Origin of the sequence: Streptomyces achromogenes, assembly GCF_030816715.1 — a bacterium.
In the GTDB taxonomy this organism is placed as follows: domain Bacteria; phylum Actinomycetota; class Actinomycetes; order Streptomycetales; family Streptomycetaceae; genus Streptomyces; species Streptomyces achromogenes_A.
Map to the genome: position 1 here is coordinate 5,056,473 of NZ_JAUSYH010000001.1, position 17,286 is coordinate 5,073,758.

17 protein-coding genes are annotated in these 17,286 nt (G+C 72.2%); 9 read left to right on the forward strand and 8 right to left on the reverse strand.

The features are described 5' to 3' along the window. Positions 1 to 36 precede the first annotated feature (36 nt). Positions 37 to 822 (reverse strand): DUF4253 domain-containing protein, encoded by a 786-nt coding sequence (locus QF032_RS22755; RefSeq protein ID WP_307057273.1) that lies wholly within the window; start codon positions 820 to 822, stop codon positions 37 to 39. A 227-nt stretch (positions 823 to 1,049) separates the two neighbouring features. Between QF032_RS22755 and QF032_RS22760 the strand changes: the two genes are divergently transcribed. Then, a complete protein-coding gene (locus QF032_RS22760) occupies positions 1,050 to 1,517 on the forward strand; it encodes a peptidoglycan-binding protein (protein WP_307045191.1) in 468 nt (155 codons plus the stop codon). A gap of 68 nt (positions 1,518 to 1,585) precedes the next feature. On the opposite strand, the gene argS is transcribed toward QF032_RS22760, so the two are convergent. After that, positions 1,586 to 3,355 (reverse strand): arginine--tRNA ligase, encoded by a 1,770-nt coding sequence (gene argS / locus QF032_RS22765; RefSeq protein WP_307045192.1) that lies wholly within the window; start codon positions 3,353 to 3,355, stop codon positions 1,586 to 1,588. A gap of 216 nt (positions 3,356 to 3,571) precedes the next feature. Between argS and lysS the strand changes: the two genes are divergently transcribed. Then, entirely contained in the window at positions 3,572 to 5,314 is a 1,743-nt protein-coding gene (gene lysS, locus QF032_RS22770; RefSeq protein WP_307045193.1) for a lysine--tRNA ligase, read from the forward strand. Positions 5,315 to 5,415: 101 nt separating this feature from the next. Here lysS and QF032_RS22775 read toward each other — a convergent pair whose 3' ends face one another. From QF032_RS22775 to QF032_RS22785, 3 genes are all read right to left on the reverse strand, one after another. Beyond that, positions 5,416 to 6,774 (reverse strand): DUF2637 domain-containing protein, encoded by a 1,359-nt coding sequence (locus QF032_RS22775; protein ID WP_307057275.1) that lies wholly within the window; start codon positions 6,772 to 6,774, stop codon positions 5,416 to 5,418. Between the two features lie 76 nt (positions 6,775 to 6,850). Next, positions 6,851 to 7,834 (reverse strand): DUF3558 domain-containing protein, encoded by a 984-nt coding sequence (locus tag QF032_RS22780; protein WP_307045195.1) that lies wholly within the window; start codon positions 7,832 to 7,834, stop codon positions 6,851 to 6,853. Positions 7,835 to 7,952: 118 nt separating this feature from the next. Next, complete coding sequence (locus QF032_RS22785; RefSeq protein WP_307057277.1) at positions 7,953 to 8,804, reverse strand: DUF3558 domain-containing protein; 852 nt, start codon at positions 8,802 to 8,804, stop codon at positions 7,953 to 7,955. Positions 8,805 to 9,015: 211 nt separating this feature from the next. On the opposite strand from QF032_RS22785, the gene QF032_RS22790 reads away from it, so the two are divergent. Then, positions 9,016 to 10,209, forward strand: coding sequence for an RtcB family protein (locus tag QF032_RS22790; RefSeq protein WP_307057279.1), 1,194 nt, complete (start codon positions 9,016 to 9,018; stop codon positions 10,207 to 10,209). 50 nt (positions 10,210 to 10,259) lie between these two features. Here the strand turns inward: QF032_RS22790 and QF032_RS22795 are convergent, their stop codons facing one another. Then, a complete protein-coding gene (locus QF032_RS22795; RefSeq protein WP_307045198.1) occupies positions 10,260 to 11,516 on the reverse strand; it encodes a GNAT family N-acetyltransferase in 1,257 nt (418 codons plus the stop codon). A gap of 151 nt (positions 11,517 to 11,667) precedes the next feature. Here QF032_RS22795 and QF032_RS22800 point away from each other — a divergent pair, with 151 nt between their 5' ends. Next, positions 11,668 to 11,943, forward strand: a complete 276-nt coding sequence (locus QF032_RS22800) for a hypothetical protein (protein WP_159083160.1) — start codon at positions 11,668 to 11,670, stop codon at positions 11,941 to 11,943. Further along, positions 11,931 to 12,236 (forward strand): hypothetical protein, encoded by a 306-nt coding sequence (locus QF032_RS22805; protein WP_306949882.1) that lies wholly within the window; start codon positions 11,931 to 11,933, stop codon positions 12,234 to 12,236. Before QF032_RS22800 ends, QF032_RS22805 begins: the two co-directional genes overlap by 13 nt. A 57-nt stretch (positions 12,237 to 12,293) precedes the next feature. Here QF032_RS22805 and QF032_RS22810 read toward each other — a convergent pair whose 3' ends face one another. After that, on the reverse strand, positions 12,294 to 13,070 hold the full coding sequence (locus QF032_RS22810) for an SDR family NAD(P)-dependent oxidoreductase (protein ID WP_307045200.1): 777 nt from the start codon (positions 13,068 to 13,070) through the stop codon (positions 12,294 to 12,296). A 267-nt stretch (positions 13,071 to 13,337) separates the two neighbouring features. On the opposite strand from QF032_RS22810, the gene QF032_RS22815 reads away from it, so the two are divergent. The 3 genes from QF032_RS22815 to QF032_RS22825 are packed head-to-tail and all read left to right on the forward strand — an operon-like array spanning position 13,338 to position 15,678. Continuing rightward, positions 13,338 to 13,811 carry a MarR family winged helix-turn-helix transcriptional regulator gene (locus QF032_RS22815; RefSeq protein ID WP_307045201.1) on the forward strand — a complete coding sequence of 158 codons (474 nt, stop codon included), beginning with the start codon at positions 13,338 to 13,340 and terminating at the stop codon, positions 13,809 to 13,811. Between the two features lie 50 nt (positions 13,812 to 13,861). After that, a complete protein-coding gene (locus tag QF032_RS22820) occupies positions 13,862 to 14,869 on the forward strand; it encodes a permease (RefSeq protein ID WP_306955985.1) in 1,008 nt (335 codons plus the stop codon). Continuing rightward, positions 14,866 to 15,678 carry a TIGR03943 family putative permease subunit gene (locus tag QF032_RS22825; RefSeq protein WP_307045202.1) on the forward strand — a complete coding sequence of 271 codons (813 nt, stop codon included), beginning with the start codon at positions 14,866 to 14,868 and terminating at the stop codon, positions 15,676 to 15,678. The genes QF032_RS22820 and QF032_RS22825 overlap by 4 nt, the downstream gene beginning before the upstream one ends. Before the next feature lie 39 nt (positions 15,679 to 15,717). Here the strand turns inward: QF032_RS22825 and QF032_RS22830 are convergent, their stop codons facing one another. After that, positions 15,718 to 16,539, reverse strand: a complete 822-nt coding sequence (locus QF032_RS22830) for a helix-turn-helix domain-containing protein (RefSeq protein ID WP_307045203.1) — start codon at positions 16,537 to 16,539, stop codon at positions 15,718 to 15,720. Between the two features lie 62 nt (positions 16,540 to 16,601). On the opposite strand from QF032_RS22830, the gene QF032_RS22835 reads away from it, so the two are divergent. Beyond that, complete coding sequence (locus QF032_RS22835; RefSeq protein WP_307057281.1) at positions 16,602 to 17,258, forward strand: TIGR03086 family metal-binding protein; 657 nt, start codon at positions 16,602 to 16,604, stop codon at positions 17,256 to 17,258. The last annotated feature ends 28 nt before the right edge of the window (positions 17,259 to 17,286 follow it).

The window sequence follows — 17,286 nt, forward strand, 5'->3', positions numbered from 1 at the left end:
CGGGCAGGGCGGCCGTGACGGCCGTGGGGAGCGCCGTCAGTCCCACCAGAAGGACCAGGCGTGCTCGCCGACGAGCCGCTCCGCGTAGGACGCCAGGTCCCCGTCGCCCTGGAGGACGTTGTCCGGGCAGAACGCGAAGTGCTCGGCGGCCACCGCCGCCGCCTCCGCGGACGTGGCGGGCGGCGCTGCCACGGACAGCACCAGCACGTCGAAGCCGAGCCCGACGACCCGTATGCCGAAGCGGTCCTCCCACGAGCGCAGCACCGCGCAGAGCCGGGCGGTGTCGTTCTCGTGGTTGGCCGGGCCCGTCCAGCCGAGCGCCGCGGGCACGTCCGCGCTGCGGCGCGCCGGGACCAGGGCGAGATGGAGAGCGGCGAAGGGGGAGCCGCCCTCGCCGGCCAGCGCGTCGGCGACCTGCGCGGCGCGCACGTCCGGATCGGAGGCCAGAGTGAGGCCGCCGGCCAGGCCCGGCCACTCCTCGCCGTCGGCCGCGCACTCCTCCCAGTACTCCACGAGCACGTCCTCCGCGTCGTGATCGCCCGGATACGACATCTCCCCGGGCGCCAACTCCCAGTCCTGCGGGCCGCCTTGGGAGCCGCCCAGGTCGACCAGCACCGGCAGGAGCCCCGCCCGCGCCGAACGCGCCCCGAGCGCGGTCCAGTTGCCCGGCGCGGCCGACCGCTGCGCATGCCACAGCAACGGCTCGTGCCACGGACCCTCGTCGGTCGCGTCGATCAGCCTCCCCGGGGGGAGCTGCAGCCCGAGGGAGCGCCCGCTCGGATCGGACGCCAGCTTGGGCAGCGGATTGGGAAGAGTCGCCATGCCGGCGACTGTACGGGCAGGCACTGACATGCGGTTCCCGGCCGCCTCCCGCCCTCGCGGCCGTCCCGCCGACACGTCTCGGGACGTCACGTCCCCGCAGGTCGGCGTGGTGGTCGTCCCGTGGGGACGTCAGTTTCCCGGCGACGGTGGCGACCGGCGCCCCGCGCCCCCAGTCTCGTTGTCGAGCCGGTCGCTTCGGCCGGCCGCCAACCATCGGAGGGGACAGAATGCGAGCTCTGACCAAGACGCTCGTCGGCTTCACCGCAGCCGTCGGGATCGCAGCCGGAACCCTGGCGGGGGCCGGCGCGGCCACCGCCGCGGACACCGCCGGCGCCTCACAGGCGGCCGTGGGCGCCCAGGCCGCGATCCTCGCGACGCAGAACTTCGGCCTCAGCTCTCAGCAGGCCAAGAACGTGCAGTGCTTCCTGCGCGGCGCCCCGGCCCGGTACACCGGCGACATCGACGGCCAGCTGGGCACCAACAGCTGGAAGGCGATGCAGCGCCACCTCAAGGAGTACTGGAACTACAACGACGACATCGACGGCGACCCCGGCGCCAACACGATCCGCGCGCTGCAGCGCATGCTGGCCTTCGGCTGGGACTACAACGACAGCATCGACGGCAAAGCGGGCACGAACACCAAGGCCGCGTTCAAGCGGTTCGCCAACGAGATGAGCGTCTTCTACCCCTGCTGACGCCGACGACCGCGGCCCGCTCTCCCCGGCGTGGGGAGAGCGGGCCGCGGTCGCGTGCTTCCGGCGTCTCAGAGCCGCTCGGGCGTCCGGATGCCCAGCAGCGCCATCCCCCGGTGCAGGGTGCGGGCGGTGAGATCCACGAGGAACAGACGGTTCTCCACGACCTCCGGCGCGTTGTCGGGCGACAGCACGTGGCACTGGTCGTAGAACGTCGTCAGCAGCGAGGCCAGCTGGTACAGGTACGCGGCGAGCTTGTGCGGCTCGTACGCCGCCGCCACCTCCGCGACCGTCTCCCCGAACCGGTCCAGGTGCAGACCCAGCGCCCGCTCCGCCGGGGCGAGCGCCAGCTCCGGATGGGCGGCGGGCCGGGCCTCGCCCGCCCTGCGCAGGATCGACTGGATACGGGCGTACGCGTACTGGAGGTACACGGACGTGTCGCCGTTCAGCGAGACCATCTGGTCCAGGTCGAACTTGTAGTCCCGCACCGCCGACGTCGACAGGTCGGCGTACTTCACCGCCCCGATGCCCACGTACCGGCCGTTCTCCGCGACCTCCCGGTCCGTCAGGCCGACCTTCTCGCGCTTCTCGCCGACCACGGCCGTCGCCCGGTCGACCGCCTCGTCCAGCAGGTCGACCAGCCGCACCGTCTCGCCCTCACGGGTCTTGAACGGCTTGCCGTCCTTGCCGAGGACCGTGCCGAAAGCCAACTGGTGCGCCGTCACGTCGTCGTTGAGCCAGCCGGCCCGCCGCGCCGTCTCGAACACCATCTTGAAGTGCAGCGACTGACGGGCGTCCACCACGTACAGCAGCGTGTCCGCCTTCAGCTGGAACACCCGGTCGCGGATCGCCGACAGGTCGGTCGCCGCATAGCCGAAGCCGCCGTCGGACTTCTGGACGATCAGCGGCACCGGGTTGCCGTCCGGGCCCTTGACGTCGTCGAAGAACACGCACAGCGCGCCCTCGGAGCGGACCGCGACCCCGGACTCCTCCAGCAGACGGCAGGTCTCGTGCAGCATGTCGTTGTAGCCCGACTCGCCGACGATGTCCTCGTCGCGGATCTCCATGTCCAGCTTCTCGAAGACGGAGAAGAAGTAGATCTTGGACTCGTCGACGAACTTCTGCCAGGCGGCGAGCGTGTGCGGGTCGCCCGCCTGGAGGTCCACGACCCGGCGACGGGCGCGCGTCTTGAACTCCTCGTCGGAGTCGAAGAGCCGGCGGGCCGCCTTGTAGAGGCGGTCGAGGTTCGACATCGCCTCCTCGCCGCTCACCTCGGCGTCCTTGTGGTCCAGCTCGTGCGGATGCTCGTCCAGGTACTGGATGAGCATGCCGAACTGGGTTCCCCAGTCGCCGATGTGATGCCGGCGCACGACCGTCTCGCCGGCGAACTCCAGGATCCGCACCACCGCGTCGCCGATCACCGCCGACCGCAGGTGCCCGACGTGCATCTCCTTGGCCACGTTGGGCTGGGCGTAGTCGATGACCGTCGTGCCGGGCTGTGCCGCGTGCGGCACGCCGAGGCGGGCCGTGTCGTCGGCGTAGCGCGCCGCCAGGTTCCGGGTGATCGCCTCGTCGGTGACCGTGACGTTGAGGAAGCCGGGGCCCGAGACCTCGATCTCCCCGATCACCTCACCCGACACCACGTTCGCCACGACCTGCGTCGCCAGCTCCCGCGGGTTCGCCTTCGCCTTCTTGGCCAGCGCCAGAATGCCGTTGGCCTGGAAGTCGGCCCGGTCGCTTCGTCGCAGCAGCGGGTCCGCACCGGCCTCCGGCAGGGTGGCCGAGAGGGCGTTCGCGAGGCACTGACGGACGAGATCGGTGAGCGACGTGACCGAGGTCATGGGGTGGGAGCCGTTCTCCTCGTGGGATCGGTAGACGCCGCCAGTATCCCACGCGGGGCAAACCGGTTGTCGGGGCGCGGGAGGCGGTGCCGGGGCGGCGGCCGGAGCGGCGGCCGGGGCACGGTCTCGTAAAGGTGTTTTCGCGGTTGCGGGCGGAGCTGGGAGAATGGGGACTCCAGCCGTCGACCGTACCGGCTGCCCCGGAGAAAGAAGGACGTGCCGATCGTGGCTCAGAGCACCGAGACCACCGACTGGGTCTCCCGTTTCGCGGACGAGGTCATCGAAGAGTCGGAGCGTCGGGCCCCCGGCAAACCTGTGGTGGTCGCCTCCGGACTGTCCCCCTCCGGCCCCATCCACCTCGGCAACCTCCGCGAGGTCATGACCCCGCACCTCGTCGCCGACGAGATCCGCCGCCGCGGACACCAGGTGCGCCATCTCATCTCCTGGGACGACTACGACCGCTACCGCAAGGTGCCGGCCGGCCTCGCGGGCGTCGACGACTCCTGGGCCGAGCACATCGGCAAGCCGCTGACCTCCGTCCCGGCCCCGCCGGGCTCGTCCCACCCGAACTGGGCCGAGCACTTCAAGGCCGCGATGACCGCGTCCCTCGCCGAACTCGGCGTCGAGTTCGACGGCATCAGCCAGACCGAGCAGTACACCTCGGGCGTCTACCGCGAGCAGATCCTGCACGCGATCAGGCACCGCGCCGACATCGACGCGATCCTCGACCAGTACCGCACCAAGAAGGCCCCGGCGAAGAAGCAGCAGCAGAAGCCCCTCGACGAGGCCGAGCTGGAAGCCGCCGAGGGCTCCGGCGCGGCCGACGAGGACGACGGCTCCTCCGGCACCGCCGGCTACTTCCCGTACAAGCCCTACTGCGGCAACTGCGAGAAGGACCTCACCACCGTCACCTCCTACGACGACGACACCACCGAACTGACGTACGCCTGCACCGCGTGCGGCTTCTCGGAGACCGTCCGGCTCAACGAGTTCAACCGCGGCAAGCTGGTCTGGAAGGTCGACTGGCCGATGCGGTGGGCCTACGAGGGCGTCGTCTTCGAGCCCTCCGGCGTCGACCACTCCTCCCCGGGCTCCTCCTTCCAGGTCGGCGGCCAGATCGTCGGCATCTTCGGCGGCAAGCAGCCCATCGGGCCCATGTACGCCTTCGTCGGCATCAGCGGCATGGCGAAGATGTCGTCGTCCAAGGGCGGCGTGCCCACCCCCGGCGACGCGCTGAAGATCATGGAACCGCAGCTCCTGCGCTGGCTCTACGCCCGCCGCCGCCCCAACCAGTCCTTCAAGATCGCCTTCGACCAGGAGATCCAGCGGCTCTACGACGAGTGGGACAAGCTCGACGGCAAGGTCGCCGACGGCTCCGCCCTGCCCGCCGACGTCGCCGCACACGCGCGTGCGGTGCGGACCGCCGGCGCCGAGCTGCCGCGCACCCCGCGGCCGCTGCCCTACCGCACCCTCGCCTCCGTCGCCGACATCACCGCCGGCGAGCAGGAGCAGGCCCTGCGCATCCTGAGCGAGCTCGACCCGGACAACCCGCTCGGCTCCCTCGACGAGGCCCGGCCCCGGTACGACAGGGCCGAGGCCTGGATCAACACCCACGTCCCCGCCGACCAGCGCACCGTCGTGCGCCAGGAGCCGGACGCCGAACTGCTCAAGTCCCTCGACGAGGCCGCCCAGCAGTCCCTGCGGCTCCTCCTCGACGGACTCGCCGCCAACTGGTCCCTCGACGGCCTCACCCACCTCGTCTACGGCGTCCCCAAGGTCCAGGCCGGCTTCTCCGCCGACGCCACGCCCAAGGAACTGCCGCCGGAGATCAAGACCGCCCAGCGCACGTTCTTCGCCCTGCTCTACCACCTGCTGGTCGGACGAGACACCGGCCCCCGGCTGCCCACCCTGCTGCTGGCCGTCGGCCAGGACCGGGTACGGGCCCTGCTCGGGGAGTAGACCCGGCCGGACGACGGAGGGGCCCCCGGTGCCGACACCGGGGGCCCCTCCGTCGCCGTCCGCCGTCGTGACCCACCGGACGGCTCCTGGCGTGACCCGCCCTACGCGATGTGGTCCTCTTCGAGTTCCGCCGCGTGACGGTTCTGGAAGCGCATCACCATGCGCTTGGCCTCGGCGTCGAGCAGCGGAGCGCCGAACGTCGCCTCCACGTCGTCGCTGAACTGACTCGGCGTCGGGTAGCCGCCGATGCTTATCGACTGCTTGAAGACCTGGTAGTACGCCTCCTCGTCCGGCTCGACGAGCGGAGTCCCACCGCCCCCGCCCAGCTCACGGCTGCGCCCCGGACCCACCGGGATCGGGAAGGATCCGGTCTCCTCCGGAGAGGGCTCCTGGGCCGGGGGCTCCTCCTGGTACTGGTCCGCGTACTGCTCGGCGTCCCGCTGCTCCTCGTACCAGTCGGCGTACTGCTCCGCGGGGTCGTACGTCGGGTCGTAACCGCCCTGGTAGGTGACCTCGTGCGGCATCGCCTGGAACCAGGGGCTCTGCTCCTCCTCCGGCGACCCGGGCTGCCCCGGCCGTCCGGACGGCTGCTGCGCCTGCCGGGGCTGCGGCTGTTGCCCGAAGCCCGCCGCCAACTCCTGCGGATTCCGCGCGGGCACCGGCGCCGCCGGCTCCCGGAGCTGAGCCGGGGCCTGCGCCTGTGAGGGCAACTGTTGCTGCGACTGCGACTGCGACTGCGCCTGGGTCGGCATCGGAGGCAGCAGCGCGGGCTCTATCCCCGCCGCCGCCAGGCCCGCCGGAGCGGTCTCCGCCAGCGGAACGCCGTAACGGGCCAGCCGCAGCGGCATCAGCGACTCCACCGGCGCCTTGCGCCGCCAGGCGCGGCCGAAGCGCGAACGCAGCCTCGCCTGGTAGACGAGACGTTCCTGCTCCAGCTTGATCACCTGGTCGTAGGAGCGCAGCTCCCACAGCTTCATACGACGCCACAGCAGGAACGTCGGCACGGGGGAGAGCAGCCAGCGCGTGATGCGCACGCCCTCCATGTGCTTGTCCGCCGTGATGTCCGCGATCCGGCCGATCGCATGCCGGGCCGCCTCCACCGACACCACGAACAGGATCGGGATCACCGCGTGCATGCCCGTGCCCAGCGGATCCGGCCAGGCCGCCGCACCGTTGAACGCGATCGTCGCCGCGGTCAGCAGCCACGCCGTCTGCCGCAGCAGCGGGAACGGAATGCGGATCCACGTCAGCAGCAGATCCAGGGCCAGCAGGACGCAGATACCCGCGTCGATGCCGATCGGGAACACATACGAGAAGTTCCCGAAGCCCTTCTCCAGGGCCAGCTCACGGACGGCCGCGTACGAACCGGCGAAGCCGATGCCGGCGATGATCACAGCGCCGGTCACGACCACGCCGATGAGAACGCGGTGCGTCCGGGTCAGCTGTATTCGCTCGGACACCCGTACTCCCCTCCCCTTGCGTGCTCTTGCGCGCAACAGGGTGGCACATGTGTGCGGTGCACGCCTTTCCGGACCGTCAGCTCTTGGCGGAGGCGGTCGCCTTCGGGGCCGCCGCGGGCGCCTTGGACGCCGTCGCCTTCGGGGTCGCCGACGACGGCAGCGAAGCCCCCTCGCCCGGCGAGACGGAGGACGACTTCGACGGGGACGGGGAGGCGGAGCCGGCCGGCGAACCGGCCGACGAGCCCTCCGAACTCCCGCCGCCGCCCACGCCGTTGGCCGACCGCACCGACGCCACCGCTTCCTTCGCCGCCTTCTGCGCCGACGCCGACAGCGCGTCCGCGCTCGGCGCCTTGTCGCCCGCCAGACCGGCCCCGTTGTAGTCCAGCGTGACGACGACGTTCTCCACCCGCGCCACCACCGTCTGCTGCTTGAAGGCGCCCTCGGTCTTCTTCAGGTCGTACCGCACCAGCGTCGCCTCGTCGCCCGTCCCCGGGACCGGCTGCGACTTCGCGTTGGTCGCGCCCGCCACCGCCTGGGAGTCCTTGACCTGCTTCGCGTAGTACGTCTTCGCCTGCGACTCGCCGTCGCCGGTCGTCGCGTCGGACTCGAAACGCAGCAGCGACACGTTCAGCCAGCGGAACTGCGAACCCTTCACGCCGTTGTTGGCCAGGCTCGACCATGAACAGCTCGCCCGGTCCGCGGTGTCCCCGGTCGTCCCCTCCTTGCCGGAGGTGACCCCCTTGGGCACCAGCTCGGTCAGCGTCTTCTTCGACACCACCGCGCACGCCTGAGGCAGCTTCTGGTACGCGGCTGCCTGCACGGTGGGCGCGGCGCTCGCGGCGGAGTCCGCGGCGGAACCGGTGGCGGCGGCGTCCTTCGAGGCGTCGTCCGAGCCGGAGTCCGAGGAGCAGCCCGCGGCGATCAGCATGACCGGGACGGTGACCGCGGCTGCCAGGAGGCGGTTGAGCCCTCCTGCGCGCTTCGCTCGCTCGTCACGCTCCTCGCGCTGGTTGAACTGGCCGTCTCGCTGGGCTCGTCGCTGCATGGTTCCTTCACTCATGACGCTCGTGGTTCCTGCGGTCGGATCGGGTCCGAGGGGCCACGGTACGCGGTGAAGACTCTGTGCGGCTCCGCTTCGAAGGCTTCGCGGGCGGGGCGCCGACCGCCCCGAACCGGCCTCAGCCGGCCAGCGCGTCGACCAACTGCGCGGCCAGTTTCCGGGCCTTGTCCTGCATGTCCTCACTGTCCGGCGTCACTCCGAGCGTCGCCGGCTGCTCCTCGTACTGGATGGTCACAATGACGTTCGACGTGCGGAACGCCACAGTCACCGTTCGCTGTTTGACCGTCGAACCGGAACTCCCGAGGGCGTCGTCGACGAACGCCTCGTCGCCGAGGTCGTCCAGCAGCCGGGGCTGCAGATCGGCCGGCGCGACCGTCGAGGAGGCCGAGGCCGTCGGCGAGGCGGCGGACGGTGAGCCGGAGGCGGTGGCCGTGGCCGTGGACGGGGACGGGGCCCCCGCGCTCGGGGAGCCCGTGGCACTCGTGGAGGGGGAGACGCCGGCCGTGGCGGACGCGACGGGCGCCGGCAGGTCGGCCGCCGTCACCCTCTTCGCGAAGAGGGTCTCCGCCTGGGAGTCGTCGCTCACCGCGTTGTCATAGGAGACGACCCGCTCGAAGTCGACGAGGAGGTGATCGGTGGCCTCCGCCGACTCCACCTTCCAACGGCACCCCACCTTGCGGTCCGTGTCGTAGGTCAGGGTCGCCTCGCCGGCGTAGGCCGTGTCGCGCCGCGTCGCGTCGGTGAGCTGCTGGATGCCGGGAAGCAGGGAGTCGAGCGTGGCCCGGCTCACCACGCCGCACGCCTCCGGCAGCGTGGTGTACCTGCCCGGCTGGGCGGCGGGCGCCGACGTGCCGGCCTCGCCCGGGTTGGAGTTGTCGTCCGAGCCGGTGTCGTCCGAGCCGCCGGTGCAGCCGGCCAGCAGCGCCGCGAGGAGCGCGACGACGCCGGGTACGTAGGCCTTCCGCAGCACGGTCGGCTCCTCTCGACGGTCACTTCGGGATGTTCGGTCTCCGGGCCCGCGTCCCCGCTGGTTAATCGCTTGCCGGGCGGGGCCGGTCCCTGCAGACAATGTGTATCGCACGCACCACCGTGGATGCCGGTCCGCCGTCCGTTTTCGGCGACCTTGGCACCGGTTTTGCGACTCACTACTTTTGTTGGTCATCCGGGGGAATGAGGGCGATATGCCGTACGTGGAAATGCCGGGCGCGAAAGTACCCATCCGCATGTGGACCGACCCGGCGTCGGTCGAGGAGGGCGCGCTGCAGCAGCTGCGCAACGTGGCCACCCTGCCCTGGATCAAGGGCCTGGCGGTCATGCCGGACGTCCACTACGGCAAGGGCGCGACCGTCGGCTCGGTCATCGCCATGAGCGGGGCCGTCTGTCCGGCGGCGGTGGGGGTCGACATCGGGTGCGGGATGTCGGCGGTCAAGACGTCGTTGACGGCGAACGACCTGCCGGGGGACCTGTCCCGGCTGCGCTCGAAGATCGAACAGGCCGTTCCGGTGGGGCGCGGGATGCACGACGACCCCGTGGACCCGGGGCAGTTCCACGGCCTGGCCGCCGGCGGCTGGGACGACTTCTGGCGTCGGTTCGACGACGTCGCGGAGACGGTGAGGTTCCGCCGCGAACGCGCGGGCCGGCAGATGGGGACGCTGGGCTCCGGCAATCACTTCGTTGAACTTTGCACTAGTGAGGACGGGGCGGTCTGGCTGATGCTGCACTCCGGTTCCCGCAACATCGGCAAGGAACTGGCGGATCACCACATCGGCGTGGCCCAGAGGCTCCCGCACAACCAGGGCCTGGTCGACCGCGATCTCGCGGTCTTCATCTCGGACACCCCGCAGATGGCGGCCTACCGCAACGACCTCTACTGGGCGCAGGAGTACGCGAAGTACAACCGCACGATCATGATGGCGCTCCTGAAGGACGTGGTCCGCAAGGAGTTCAAGAAGGCGAAGCCGACGTTCGAGCAGGAGATCTCCTGCCACCACAACTACGTGGCGGAGGAACGCTACGAGGGCATGGACCTGTTGGTCACGCGGAAGGGCGCGATCCGGGCGGGTTCGGGAGAGTACGGGATCATCCCGGGCTCGATGGGCACGGGCTCGTACATCGTGAAGGGCCTGGGCAACGACAAGGCCTTCAACTCGGCCTCGCACGGGGCGGGTCGGCGCATGAGCCGGACCGCGGCCAAGCGCCGCTTCTCGACGAGGGACCTGGTGGAGCAGACGCGGGGCGTGGAGTGCCGCAAGGACTCCGGCGTCGTGGACGAGATTCCGGGCGCCTACAAGCCGATCGAGCAGGTCATCGACCAGCAGCGGGACCTCGTGCAGGTCGTGGCGAAGCTGAAGCAGTTCATCTGCGTGAAGGGTTGAGAAGGGTCGAGCGGACGAGTCTCCCGTGAGCGGGGGCCTCGTCCGCAGGTTCACATGAGGCGTTTCTGCAGCAGGGTGACCGCGTAGGGGCTGCCTGTGCCGCCGTCCTTCGCTCGCTGTTCGCCTACGACGGTGTAGCCCGCCGACTCGTAGTAGGCGCGCAGGCGGGGGTTGGCGGAGAGGCAGTCGAGGCGGGCGTAGGGGCGGCCGGCGGCGGTGACGCGGGACTCGGCGTGGGCCAGCAGCCTGCGGCCGGCGCCGGGCGGGGCGGTGTGGGGGGTCGTCATCAGGCGGTGGATGTAGCCCGCCTCGGGCGGACGGGGGCCCCAGGCCGCCGGGTCGTCCCACCAGAGTTCGTAGCCGCCGGTGAGGGCGGCGCCGGTGTGCGCCAGCCAGACCTCGCCCTCGCGCATGCGGTCGAGGAAGTGGGCCTCGGTCTTCTCGCCCGGCAGCCATTGCCGGATGCCGCGGGCCAGTTGCCACAGGGCGGCCGTGTCGCGCAGGCGGACCAGGGCAGGGGCGTCGGCGGGGGCGGCTCGGCGGTAGACCGGCTCCGGCCAGGTGGTGGGGAACGGTTCGAGGAGGCGGGAGCGCAGGGCCGTGGACAGTTCGGCCGCGTCCAGGCCCAGGGCGTGCGTCACGTACGCCTCGACCGAGCCGTGGCGCTCGCGCAGGGCCGCCAGGAACAGGCGCATCGCCGCCTCGGGGGCGCGGCCGAAGGCCGGCCAGGACGGTGAGCGGCCGTCGTTGCGGGCCCGCCAGTCGTCCAGCAGGGCCCGGGTGGCCAGTTCGGTGAGGCTGAAGTCCTCGATGATCGTCTCGTCCGGGACGCCGAGGAGGGCGAGGACCAGGGCGGCGAGCTGGCCGGTGCGGTCCTTGCCGGAGGCGCAGTGGAAGACCAGGCCCTCCTCCGCCTCGGCCACCAGGCGCAGCGCCGCCGCGATCTCCTTGACGCCGTCCTCGGCGACCTCCATGTAGCGGGCGCAGAGGTAGGGGCCGGGATCGAGGTCCGGGGTCAGCGCCGCCTGGTTGTAGGGGCGGTGCTCGATGCTGAGGTTCTGGTAGGCGAAGGAGCCGTGCTCAGGGACGCGGCCCCGTGCCTCGATCTCCTGGGGATGCCGCAGGTCGATCACGGTGCCGATGCCGAGGGCGAGGAAGCGGTCCCAGTCCGGGGTGCCGGTGGTGAGCTTGCCGAGGGAGTCGGCGCGGAACAGGCGTCCCGGGCGGATCCGGTGACCGGTTCCGGTGCGATATCCGCCCAGGTCGCGGAAGTTGTGCAGCGTCTCGAAAGGTATGTGTCGGTCCACGGACCAGACCTTACGGCGGGGTGGGAACCGGGGCGGGGTGCGGTGGTGTCTTCAGCTGCACCTTCGAGCTTGCTCGAACGAGGGTGCGACATGTGGGCCTACGGGCACGGGGACACGGGAGAACGGGGGTTCTGCAATGGAGCGCGAGCGGATGCGTGCGGGAGTCTGGGCCGCGGGGCTGGTGCTGCTGGCCGTAGGGACGCTGGCCGGCTGTTCCCAGGAGTACGAGGACAAGCGGGGCAAGGGAGACGCCCCGGTGCAGGGGAAGGCGGGGGACGACACGCCCGCCGAGGTGTTCAACATGCCCGACGGGTTCGGGAACCTGGCCACGAAGTGCGTGGGGCACGGGTACCGGGCGTATGTGACGACCAACGCGACCGGTCCGTCCAACGTGCAGATCGTCGAGGACAAGACGTGCGGCGGCTGACGGCGGCCGGTGTCGCGTGCGCTCTCGCGCTGCTGCTCGGCGGGTGCTCGCAGGAGTACTACGACGAGCGGGGCAAGGCCGACGCCCCGGTGGCCGGGCGGGCCGGGGAGGACACCCCGGCCGAGGTCTACAACTTCCCGGACGGATTCGGGAACCTGGCGACGAAGTGCGTAGGGAAGGGCCGGCGTGGATACGCCACGACGAAGTTCGTGCAGGCCGATGACGACGACGACGTCGTCATCGTCCCGGCCAACGCGGTGATCGTCGACGATCCCGGCTGCACCGGTCCGTGACCGCGTGCGGCGGCGCCCCCTGTGCGTCCCGTGCCGCAAAGGGGCGCCGCGGCGGGCTCACAGCTCGCGGTGGACCTTGGTGTTCGACGCCTGGGCGCGGGGGCGCAGGACGAGGAGGTCGACGTTGACGTGGCTGGGGCGGGTCACCGCCCAGGTGATCGTCTCGGCCACGTCGGAGGCGGTGAGGGGTTCGGCGACGCCCTCGTAGACCTTGGCGGCCCGGTCCTGGTCGCCGCTGAAGCGGGTGAGGGCGAACTCGTCGGTCTTCACCATGCCGGGGGCGATCTCGATGACCCGGACCGGCTGCCCGACGATCTCCAGGCGGAGGGTCTCGGCGAGGACGTGCGCGCCGTGCTTGGCGGCGACATAGCCCGCGCCGCCCTCGTAGGTGCCGAGTCCGGCGGTGGAGGAGACCACGACCACGGTGCCGTCGCCGCTCGCCACGAGCTGGGGGAGGAGGGCCTGGGTGACGTTCAGGGTGCCGAGGACGTTCGTCTCGTACATGGTGCGCCAGTCGGCGGGGTCGCCGGTGGCGACGGGGTCGGCGCCCAGTGCGCCGCCGGCGTTGTTGACGAGCACGCCGATCGTGCGGAAGGCGGTGGCGAACTCGTCGACGGCCGCGCGGTCGGTGACGTCCAGCTGGTAGGCCGTCGCGGAGCCGCCCGAGCGGGTGATCTCCTCGGCGAGCGCCTCGATGCGGTCCTTGCGGCGGGCGGTCAGGACCACGCGGTAGCCGGCCGCGGCGAGCTCCCGGGCGGTCGCGGCGCCGATTCCGCTGCTCGCACCGGTGACGACGGCGATGCGGGAGGCGGTGGACGGTGCGGCGGCGGCCATGGACTGCTCCTCGGACGGGGTGGCGGGCGGGACGGGGTGCGGCTGGGCTACGGCCAGGATAGGCGGGCGGGATCTGCGCCCGGCCGGGGGTCCGTGCCGGTGGCCGGCGCCGCTGCGGGGCAATGGCCGTCAGGCGGCGCTGGTGCCGGACACCGGGAATGCGTACTTCGTCTGAGGATCGTGGGACCGGTGCGTCGTACGATCTGCGGACGGCGTCGACGACTGCGCCGACGACTGCGCCCACGACGGCGCCGGCGAAGGGGAGCGATGTCCCAGAACGTGCGGTCGCGGCTGCTGGACGAGCCGTCCGTGGTCTCCCGCCGGTACGCGGCCGCGTATGCCCCGTTCCATCAGGCGCCCGCGGACCGGCTGGGGCTGCACCCCACGGAGCTGCGGTGTCTGAACCTGCCGGCGCTGGAGCGGGAGCCGGTGACGACGGGCCGGGTCGCGGAGCTGACGGGCCTCACCACGGGGTCGGCGACCCGGCGGGTGGACCGGTTGGAGAAGGCGGGCCATGTGGTGCGCGAGCGGGACGCGGCCGACCGGCGGCGGGTGCTCGTGGCGACCGTGCCGGAGCGGATCGCGGAGTTCGGGCGGATGCGGGAGCGGCTGGGCGGCGACTGGACGCCGCTCTTCGACGATCTCGCGGACTCCGAGCTCGCGGTGATCGTGCGGCGCATGCGGCGGACGGTGGAGTCCGGCGCGGAGCAGGCCGTGCGGTTGCGGGAAGGACGGGTGTAGGGCGGGTGCGGGAGACGGACATACGGCCGTCCGGGGCGGTGGCCGACGGCGTGGCGAACGGCGTGGCCGGCGGCGTGGCGGGCGCTCCCGCGGGGCGTGGGCTGCCGCGGCACTGGCCGCTGTTGCTGCTCGGCGCGGCGGTGGTGCCGGGTGTGCTGCTGGTGGTCGTCGGGCGGTCGCTGGACGAGCCGGCGGTGCAGGCGTGGCGGACGGTGTGTCTGGCCGTGACCGTGCAGGCGCTGCCGTTCCTGCTGTTGGGGACGGCGTTGTCGGGGGCGATCAACGCGTTCGTGCCGGCGAGTGTCTTCCAGCGGGTGCTGCCGAAGCGGCCCGCGCTGGCGGTGCCGGTGGCGGGGGCGGCGGGAGTGGTGCTGCCGGGGTGCGAGTGCGCGTCGGTGCCGGTGGCGAACAGTCTGATCGGGCGGGGGGTGACGCCGGCCGCGGCGTTCGCGTTCCTGCTGTCGGCGCCGGCGGTGAACCCGGTGGTGCTGACGGCGACGGCGGTGGCGTTCCCGGGCCGTCCGGAGATGGTGCTGGCGAGGCTGGTGGCGTCGCTGGTGACGGCCGCCGCGATGGGCTGGCTGTGGCTCTGGCTGGGGCGGGAGGAGTGGCTGCGGCCGCGGACCGACCGGCCGGCGGGACATGTGCCGGGACACAGCCGGTTCCAGGAGTTCCGGCAGGGTTTCCAGCACGACTTCCTGCACGCCGGGGGCTTTCTGGTGGTGGGGGCGATGGCGGCGGCGACGTTCAACGTGGCGGTGCCGCGTTCGGTGCTGGACACGTTCGCGGGGTCGCCGTGGCTGTCGGTGCTGTTCCTGGCGGCGCTGGCGATCGTGCTGGCGGTGTGCAGCGAGGCCGACGCGTTCGTGGCGGCGTCGCTCAGCGGGTTCTCGCCGGTGGCGCGGCTGACGTTCATGGTGGTGGGGCCGATGGTCGACCTGAAGCTGATCGCGTTGCAGGCCGGGACGTTCGGGCGGGCTTTCGCGGTGCGGTTCTCGGCGGCCACGGCGGTGGTCGCGGTGGTGTGCAGCGCGGTGATCGGAGGGGTGTTGCTGTGAGGCGGTTCGCGCAAGCGGTGTTGCTGGTGCTCAGCGGCCTGGGGCTGCTGCACGCCGCGCTCTTCACCGACCTGTACCTCAACCTGGTGAAGCCGGGCATGCGGCCGCTGCTGATCGCGTCGGGAGCGGTGCTGGTGGCGCTGGGCGCGTGGGCGGCGGCGGAAACGTGGGGCCGGCGGCCGGGCGGCGCGCGGGACGGGGGCGGGGACGCGCACGGGCATGGGAACGGCCACGGGCATGGGCATGGGCGTCGGCCTGACGGCGACGGAGGCGAGGACGCGCACGGGCACGATCACTCCCGGGTGCCGCGGGTGGCGTGGCTGTTGTTCCTGCCGGTGCTGAGCCTGCTGTTCTACGCCCCGCCCGCGCTCGGTTCGTACACCGCCTCGCGTGAGCCGGCCAGGGCGGTCGCGGTGGAGGAGGACGGATTCGACCCGCTGCCGGCCACCTCGCCGCTGCCGATCACGCTGACCGACTTCACCCAGCGGGTGCAGCAGGACCGGTCGCGGGCCGTCGGGAAGCGGACCGTGGTGATGACCGGGTTCGTCACACCGGCCCCGGGCGGGCACGGCTGGTATCTGACCCGGATCATCGTCAACTGCTGTGCGGCGGACGCGTCGTCGGTGAAGGTGCTGGTCCACGGGGCCGCCGCGCCGAAGGCGGACACCTGGGTGAACGTCACCGGCACCTGGCATCCGGGCGGGACGCTGGGCACGGCGTCGGCGGCGGTCGCGCTGGACGCCCGGAGCGTGGCGAAGGCGCCCAAGCCGTCCAACGCGTACATGGACGCACTGCCGCTGACGTCCTGAGCCCGCAGACCGGGCCCGAGGTACGGGATGGGCGCGGGCCTACGGTGTGCGGGCGGCGTGGGCGTAGGCGGCCGGGGGGATGCCGACGGTGGAGGTGAAGTCGCGGGCCAGGTGGGCCTGGTCGGCGTAGCCGAGGTCGGCGGCGAGGCCGGCCCAGTCGAGGTCCTGCCGGGTGCCGGCGAGTTCCAGGGCCTCGTGGAGGCGGTAGCGGAGGATGGCCCACTTCGGGCTGACGCCGACATAGGCGGCGAAGAGCCGTTGCAGCGCCCGTACCGAGAGGCCCTCGGCGCGGGCGAGGTCGGCGACACGGCGCACGGTGCGGTCGGCGCGGATCTGTTCGACGAGGTCCATGGCCTGGTCGGCGCGCGGGTCGGGCTCGGGGTCCAGGGAGAGCAGGAAGGCGTCGAGCGCGGCGACCCGGCCGAGGTCGTCGGCCGGGCCGGTCACCGTCCGGGGCGTGTCGCCGCCGGCCCGGGGGAAGACGTCCCGGGCGGGCAGGACGTGGCCGGTCCAGTGCGCGACGGGTTCCGCGGGGGCGTACGGGCGGAAGCCGCCGGGCCGGAACTTCACCCCGCAGACCCGTCCCCGGCCGGTGAGCTTCCTGGTGTAGAGGCCGCGGGCGACGCCGGTCAGCTCGCCGTAGGGCGGGCCGTCGGCCTCCTCCCACTGGAAGCTGAGGTTGACGGACGGGTGCGGGACGATGTGGGAGGCGTACGGCTCGGGCAGGTCCCAGTCGATCAGCCAGTACGTCTCGACGTGACGGCGCAGCGGCTCGGCGGGCCGGTGGCGGCGGAACCGTACGCGGGCCAGCAGCCCGGCCGGGTCGACGATCCCGCGGGTGTCGCGGCGGGAGGCGGCCATGCCCGGATCGTACGTCGCGTTTCTTCAAGACGGGCGACGTCGGGTGCCCCTACGGTCGAGGTATGGACATCGACGGCAGCGGCAGCGGCATCGACCGCGCTATCGGCAGCGGTGACGGTATCGGCACCGGCGGCGACCGAGGGAGCGCGTACGGCATCGGCGACCTGCTCGGCAGGGCGCGCGAGCGGGCCGAGCCGGTGCTGCGGGGCATCCCGGACGCGGCGCTGGCCGGCCCCACGCCCTGCGCGGAGTACGACGTGAAGGCCCTGGTCAACCATGTGTTCCAGGTGGTCGTCCAGTTCCAGCGGCTGGCGGCGAAGGAGGCGTCCGACTTCGGCGAGACTCCCGACCGGGTGGGTGCGGGGCCGGACTGGCGGGCGCGGCTGGTGGCGGAGACGGACAGGCTGGTGGCGGCCTGGTCCGCGCCGGGCGCCGAGGAGGGCACCACGGGGGCGATGGACATGCCGGCGCGGCTGGTCGGCTCGATGGCGCTGCTGGACCTGACCGTGCACGTGTGGGATCTGGCGCGGGCCACCGGCCAGGAGTTCCCGGAGGCCGACGAGGCGGTGGTGGCGGAGCTGGCGGGGGCGGTCGCCGTGCTGGAGCCGACGGCCCGGCGGACGGGGGTGTTCGGCGAGGCGGTGGCGGCCGCCGAGGACGCTTCGCCCTTCGAACGGCTGCTCGCGCGAACCGGCCGTGACCCGCACTGGAAGGTTTGAAGGGAGATTCGCGGCCGATACGGCCGAT

What these genes read in the sequence shown, in the direction of transcription:
- QF032_RS22755 (WP_307057273.1), bottom strand. Translation starts at nt 822, where the DNA reads ATGGCGACTCTTCCCAATCCGCTGCCCAAGCTGGCGTCCGATCCGAGC.
- QF032_RS22760 (WP_307045191.1), top strand. Translation starts at nt 1,050, where the DNA reads ATGCGAGCTCTGACCAAGACGCTCGTCGGCTTCACCGCAGCCGTCGGG.
- argS (WP_307045192.1), bottom strand. Translation starts at nt 3,355, where the DNA reads ATGACCTCGGTCACGTCGCTCACCGATCTCGTCCGTCAGTGCCTCGCG.
- QF032_RS22780 (WP_307045195.1), bottom strand. Translation starts at nt 7,834, where the DNA reads ATGAGTGAAGGAACCATGCAGCGACGAGCCCAGCGAGACGGCCAGTTC.
- QF032_RS22790 (WP_307057279.1), top strand. Translation starts at nt 9,016, where the DNA reads ATGCCGTACGTGGAAATGCCGGGCGCGAAAGTACCCATCCGCATGTGG.
- QF032_RS22800 (WP_159083160.1), top strand. Translation starts at nt 11,668, where the DNA reads ATGCGTGCGGGAGTCTGGGCCGCGGGGCTGGTGCTGCTGGCCGTAGGG.
- QF032_RS22810 (WP_307045200.1), bottom strand. Translation starts at nt 13,070, where the DNA reads ATGGCCGCCGCCGCACCGTCCACCGCCTCCCGCATCGCCGTCGTCACC.
- QF032_RS22815 (WP_307045201.1), top strand. Translation starts at nt 13,338, where the DNA reads ATGTCCCAGAACGTGCGGTCGCGGCTGCTGGACGAGCCGTCCGTGGTC.
- QF032_RS22830 (WP_307045203.1), bottom strand. Translation starts at nt 16,539, where the DNA reads ATGGCCGCCTCCCGCCGCGACACCCGCGGGATCGTCGACCCGGCCGGG.
- QF032_RS22835 (WP_307057281.1), top strand. Translation starts at nt 16,602, where the DNA reads ATGGACATCGACGGCAGCGGCAGCGGCATCGACCGCGCTATCGGCAGC.